The 5366-nt window shown below is 75.0% G+C and carries 8 protein-coding genes; 5 read left to right on the top strand and 3 right to left on the bottom strand.

From position 1 onward, the window contains the following. Positions 1 to 549, bottom strand: a 549-nt coding sequence (locus BU198_RS01025) for an FtsX-like permease family protein (protein ID WP_317619901.1), incomplete at its 3' end; no start/stop codon positions are given. A 5-nt stretch (positions 550 to 554) separates the two neighbouring features. Beyond that, the gene (locus BU198_RS01020) at positions 555 to 1319 is read right to left on the bottom strand and encodes an ABC transporter ATP-binding protein (protein WP_411293122.1); all 765 of its coding nucleotides are present in this window, start codon (positions 1317 to 1319) and stop codon (positions 555 to 557) included. A 312-nt stretch (positions 1320 to 1631) separates the two neighbouring features. Here BU198_RS01020 and BU198_RS01015 point away from each other — a divergent pair, with 312 nt between their 5' ends. The 5 genes from BU198_RS01015 to BU198_RS00995 all read left to right on the top strand — a co-directional run bounded on the left by BU198_RS01015 (position 1632) and on the right by BU198_RS00995 (position 5035). Continuing rightward, complete coding sequence (locus BU198_RS01015) at positions 1632 to 2168, top strand: hypothetical protein (RefSeq protein WP_188294881.1); 537 nt, start codon at positions 1632 to 1634, stop codon at positions 2166 to 2168. Positions 2169 to 2429: 261 nt separating this feature from the next. Next, a complete protein-coding gene (locus tag BU198_RS01010) occupies positions 2430 to 2666 on the top strand; it encodes a hypothetical protein (RefSeq protein WP_188294880.1) in 237 nt (78 codons plus the stop codon). A gap of 59 nt (positions 2667 to 2725) precedes the next feature. Further along, on the top strand, positions 2726 to 3631 hold the full coding sequence (locus BU198_RS01005) for a ketopantoate reductase family protein (RefSeq protein WP_188294879.1): 906 nt from the start codon (positions 2726 to 2728) through the stop codon (positions 3629 to 3631). A gap of 173 nt (positions 3632 to 3804) precedes the next feature. Continuing rightward, positions 3805 to 4203, top strand: a complete 399-nt coding sequence (locus tag BU198_RS01000; RefSeq protein WP_188294878.1) for a hypothetical protein — start codon at positions 3805 to 3807, stop codon at positions 4201 to 4203. A gap of 172 nt (positions 4204 to 4375) precedes the next feature. Beyond that, entirely contained in the window at positions 4376 to 5035 is a 660-nt protein-coding gene (locus BU198_RS00995; RefSeq protein ID WP_317619900.1) for a transcriptional regulator, read from the top strand. A 47-nt stretch (positions 5036 to 5082) separates the two neighbouring features. On the opposite strand, the gene BU198_RS00990 is transcribed toward BU198_RS00995, so the two are convergent. Beyond that, positions 5083 to 5366: hypothetical protein (locus BU198_RS00990; RefSeq protein ID WP_223243742.1), on the bottom strand; the 284-nt coding region annotated here is incomplete at its 5' end.

Below are 5366 nucleotides of genomic sequence, written 5' to 3'. Positions count from 1 at the left end.
AACCCGGCGGGCCGCGACGGCGGTGGCCGCCAGCCCGACCACCAGCGCCACCCCGAACCCGACCAGCACCGGCACCGGCGTCCCGGGTATGTGCAGCGCGGGGGCGGCCATGCCGCGCCGCTGGAGCGCGGCGAGGAAGGCCCGGGCCGCGAGGTGTCCCACCAGGCCGCCGGGGGCGGCCACCAGCAGGACGGTCGTCACGACCTGTGAGCGCACCACCCGCCGCACCTGACGCGGCGTCGCCGCGACGGTGCGCAGCAGCGCCAGGTCGCGGTGCTGCTGGCGCAGGGTGAAGCCCAGCGCGTTGACCACCACGAACAGCGCGACCAGGACGGCGATCTCGCCGAACGCCCCGGCGATCAGCACCAGACCGGGCCCTGACACCGCCGCCCGTGTCACGGCCGCCGGTGCCGTGATCTGAGCGGCGACCAGCGAGCCGAACAGCGTCACCGCCGCCACCGCCAGGAACAGCGCCGTCCCCAGCCCCGCGAAGGAGGCCGGACGGCGGCGGATCTGCCCCACCGCGAGGGTCAGCACGGGACTGCTCATCGCACTCACCCGCCCAACCGGCTCAGCCGCTCGCCGACCTGCGCGGCCGTGGGCCTGGTCAGCTCGTCCACCAGCAGGCCGTCGGCCAGCAGCAGCACCCGGTCCGCGTACCCGGCCGCGACCGGGTCGTGGGTGACCATCACACAGGTCTGCCCGTCGGTGTCGACGCCCGCGCGCAGCAGGCCGAGGATCTCCAGCCCGGTGGCCCGGTCCAGCGCGCCCGTCGGCTCGTCGGCGAACAGCACCTCCGGCCGGGAGACCAGCGCCCTGGCGATCGCCACCCGCTGCTGCTGACCGCCCGACAGCTGCCCGGGCCGGTGCCGTTCCCGCCCGGCCAGCCCGACCCGGGCCAGTGCCTCCCCCACCCTGGCCCGCTCCGGTGGCCGGCCCGCCAGCCGCCCGGGCAGCTCGACGTTCTGCGCGACGGTCATCGCGGGCATCAGGTTGAAGGCCTGGAACACGAACCCCACCCGGGTGCGGCGCAGCTCCGCCAGCCGCCGTTCGGGCAGCCCGGACACCTCGGTGCCGCCCCACCGCACGGTGCCCCGAGTGGGGCGGTCCATCCCGGCCAAGCAGTGCAGCAGGGTGGTCTTGCCGGAGCCCGAGGGCCCCATCACCGCCGTGAACGTCCCCGGCGCGAAGGCCACCGAGACCCCGCGCAGCGCCCGCACGGCCGCCGCGCCCCGCCCGTACTCCCGGTGCAGCCCCGCCGCGCTCAGCGCCGCCCCCGTCACCCCGTCGTGCGCCGCCGTGCCGGCGGCTGTCGTCATCCCGTTCATGCCCTCCATCGTGGGCGTCCGGGGCCGCGAGATCGATTGTGCTGGCACCCGAATCCGGGGTTCGGAAAACCGAACCCCGCAGGTGGTGCTAGGTCTCCCGGCGTGCGGTGCGGAGCTCCCAGGACCGGACCGCGCCCTGTGGCGGGGGCACCCCGTCGGGCAGCGGGCCCAAGGGCAGCGGGCCGTCGGGGCCGTCGCCCTGATCGACCGGCTCCGCCGTGGCCCGGCACCCCCTTCCTCCTCCACCCCCGGCTGCCCCACCCCGGCTCCCGTCCCGCGCGCCTCACGGGGAATCATGGCCCGGTGACCATCGACCTGCTGCCCGGCCGCGGCGTGCGCCTGCCGGCCCCGCTGCCCGAGCTGCGCTTCGGCCTCACCGAGGCGGAGGTGCGCGCCCTGCTCGCCCCGCACGGGGAAACGCTGCCCGGCGGGCTGCGGAGCATCTTCGTCTGCGGGTGCCGTTGGGCGCTGGCCTTCGAGCTGCCCGGGGTGGGCGTCACCCTCTGCGCGGACGACCGCGACCGCCTCCGCAGTGTCGTGGTCGGCCGGAACCCGAGCGACGACCGGCCGGCCTGCCCGGTCGGCTATCACGGGATCGACCTGCTGGGCTGGCCGGCGCACGAACTGGTGGAGGCACTGCGCGCCGAGGGCCTGCCGGTGCCCGACCCCGTCGGCGGCGGACTCCGCCACGACACGCTCCACCTCCACCGCGCCCCCGACGGCCGGCCGCGCCCGGCCATCCCGGGGCGCAGACCGCGCCACCAACGACCGTTCACCTTCGACGTCGTCTCCCTCTCCGACCCCGCCCTCTATTCCGAGGCCACCAAGGCCACCGAATGATCCCGCTCCCGGCCGGGCAGCCGATCACCACACCCGTCCCCAAGCTCGGCAGCGAGCCGGGCCGGCTGGCCTACCTGTTCCTGGAGGAGGACGGCGAGATCACGGGCAGCCTCGACCCGGAGGCGGGCGACGGCGTCCTGCTCGTCCAACCGGGCGGACGCGTCCCGTCGTTCGCCGTGATCGGCCCGCCCGGCACCCGGGGCCGTACGCTCTGGCGCTGCGAGCCCGACGGCGAGCGGACACCGGTCGTTCCACCTGGACGTGCTGCCGCTGCCGGACGGCGGCCGGATGCCCGACCACCTGCCCGACCAGCTGGGCGGAGAGCCGTCCTACCCCAGCGGCCAGGCCCGGGTCCCGGCGCCCTGGCGGTTCCTGTTCGCCCTCTCGGACACCCCGGACGAGGACGATCCGTACTTCCTCAACTTCGGTTACGGCGGCGGCTTCGGCTTCCTCAGCCCGGACGGGCTGGAGGGCCGCTTCTTCCGGGAGGCCTCGTGACCGCGACCCCGCCACCCCGGCCCCTTCCCGATCCCTCACCCAAACCCCCGGGAGTCACCATGACCACCAGCCCCCTCACCGTCGCCGTCCTCGGGCCCGGCGGCGTCGGCGGACTGATCGGCGGGCTGCTCGCCCGCGACGGCCACCGGGTCGTCTGCCTGGCCGGCGAGGACACCGCCGCCGCCATCGCACGGGACGGACTGCACGTCCGCAGCGCCCGGTTCGGCGAGTTCACGGCCCGCGTGGAGGCCGCCACCGAGCTGCGCGAGCCGGTCGACGCGGCCTTCGTGACGGTCAAGGAGACCGCGCTGGCCGCCGCGCTCGACCGGATGCCGCCGGCCGCGCTCGGCACCGGAGTCGTCGTACCACTGCTCAACGGCCTGGACCACATGGCGCGGCTGCGCGAGCACTACCCGGCCGGACGGGTGGTGGCCGGCACCATCCGGGTCGAGGCCACCCGGACGGCGCCCGGACGGATCGAACACGGCAGCCCGTTCGCCACCATCGAACTCGGGGCGCCCGCCGAACACGCCGCCACCGTCGGGGAGTTCGCCGAGCAGCTGCGGCACGCCGGCCTCGACGTCACCCTGCGCGCGGACGAGACGGCGATGCTGTGGAGCAAGCTGTCCTTCCTGGCTCCGTTCGCCCTGCTCACCACCCGCCACGCGAGCGCGATCGGCGCCGTGCGCACCGAGCACCGGGCCGAACTCGTCGCCGTACTGGACGAGATCACCGCCGTCACCCGGGCGGTCGGCGCCCCGGCGGACGCCCAGGCCCTGCTCGCCGACTTCGACCGCATCCCCGGGACGATGAAGTCCTCGATGCAGCGCGACGTGGAGGCCGGACGCCCGACCGAGCTGGACGCCATCGGCGGCGCCGTGCTGCGGGCGGCCGACGCCCACGGGGTGGCCGCCCCGACCATCGCCCGCCTGGTGCGCGACCTGTCCGAGCACGCCGACCGGTAACCCGTGCACAGGTGTTCGCCCCGCGGCCGGCACCCGCGGAGCGAAAACCCACTCGCTCGCACTTGACGGAACGTCATATTCCCTGCCGCGCAAAGACTTTCCCAATCGTTCATACGGACTTCCGGAACCTCGGCACGGTGAACCGGCGTTGATACGGCGGGAGGGATAGAGACATGACAAGAAAGCCATACCGACTGGCCGCCACCGCACTCGCGGCGCTCCTCGCGGCCCCGTTGTTCACCGCGTGCAAGAACGCCGACCAGGCCATCGACTGCGGAAAGTGGGCGATCACGCTCACCGGCGATGTCCAGGACCTCGCCGACTCGGCGGTCAACGTCGGCCAGCTGACCGACGAGAGCCGCCGCAAACAGACCATCGCGGCCCTGCACAAGGTCGTCGAGGACGCCAAGAAGATCCGCCACACCGGCGGGGACCAGACCTCCGAGGCCACCGACAGGCTCTCCAAGGCCGTCGACAACGCCATCGACAGCGTCTCCAAGGGCAAGGACACCAACCTCAAGCCGATCACCGACGCCGCCGCCGACGTCGGCAAGGCCTGCGCCGGATCCTGACGGCCCGGCACCGCGCCCGCTACTCCGCTCGCCCCGACTCCACCGGCTCCCGGCCTGGCACCGACCCGGCCGGGAGCACAACCGCCGCCCCGGGCCGCGGCCTGTCGCCACCGCCCCGGCCCCGCCGGACGGTAGGAATGGCACCGGACCGAACCGCACCCCGGAGGCACCGGTGAACCATCCGATCCTCGACCAGATCCAGGGCCTGCGCGCCGAGCTGGCGCCCGGCGACACCGCGCCGGCGCTGGTCACCGCACTCGCCGGCGGCACCGCGCCACGCTCCGCGACGGCCGAGCTGGCCGCCCAGCAGCAACGGATCATCCGTTCCGACCGCCGCAGTCTGCTGCTGCTCGCCGCCCGCTGCGCGGACCGGCCGGTCGGCGCCTGGTTCGCCGCCCTGGCCGACGGCGAGAGCGCCGCGCTGCACACCCTGCCCGCGCTCGGCGCCGCCGTCGGCCTCGACCCGGGCGCGCTGGAATCCCGCCCGCCGCTGCCCGGGTGCCAGGCCTACCCGCACTTCCTCGCCTGGCTCGCCCTGAACGGCGAGCCCGACGCCGTGGCCGTCGCCCTGGTCACCAACTTCACCGCCTGGGGCGGCTACTGTGCCGCCATCGCGCACGCGCTGCGCCACCGGTACGGCCTCTCCGACGAGGCCTGCGCGTTCTTCGACTTCTTCGCCCAGCCCCCGGCCGAGCTGGAGCAGCAGGCGGCCGACGCGCTGGGACCGGACCGGCTGGACGAGTCGGTCCTGGCCACCGCACGCGAGTACGGGCTGCTGCTCCAGGCCTACGAGCACCTGTTCTGGGACACCCTGGGCGTCATCGACGCCTGAAACCGGCAACCCCGGCGTTCAGGCCCCAAGGCCCCGGGCCCGACGACTCAGGCCTGCCAGTGCGGCTTGCCGCTGACCATCCGGCAGTAGATCACCCGGCCACCGGCCTCGTGGGTGCTCTTGCCCAGGTCCGCGTTGCGGCAGAACTGCCCCGCCTCGTAGCAGTTGCCCGCGTTCGAGCGGATCTCGCACCCGGCGCCGGCCGCCGCGGGGGGCTCCGGGTCGGTCGGCGGCTGGGCGGTGGTCACCTTCGGCTGCGGCGCCTTGGTGGCGGGCGGCTGCGGGTGGCTGGTGGGCTGGGCCGGAGGCGCGACGGGCGGGGGCGTGACGA

It is taken from the genome of Streptomyces sp. CBMA156 (genome assembly GCF_014596515.1).
Lineage (GTDB): Bacteria > Actinomycetota > Actinomycetes > Streptomycetales > Streptomycetaceae > Kitasatospora.
This window is presented reverse-complemented; position numbering and strand designations above follow the sequence as displayed.

Coding starts and splice junctions, on each gene's coding strand:
- BU198_RS01000 (WP_188294878.1), top strand. CDS start 3,805: ATGACAAGAAAGCCATACCGACTGGCCGCCACCGCACTCGCGGCGCTC.
- BU198_RS01020 (WP_411293122.1), bottom strand. CDS start 1,319: ATGACGACAGCCGCCGGCACGGCGGCGCACGACGGGGTGACGGGGGCG.
- BU198_RS01005 (WP_188294879.1), top strand. CDS start 2,726: ATGACCACCAGCCCCCTCACCGTCGCCGTCCTCGGGCCCGGCGGCGTC.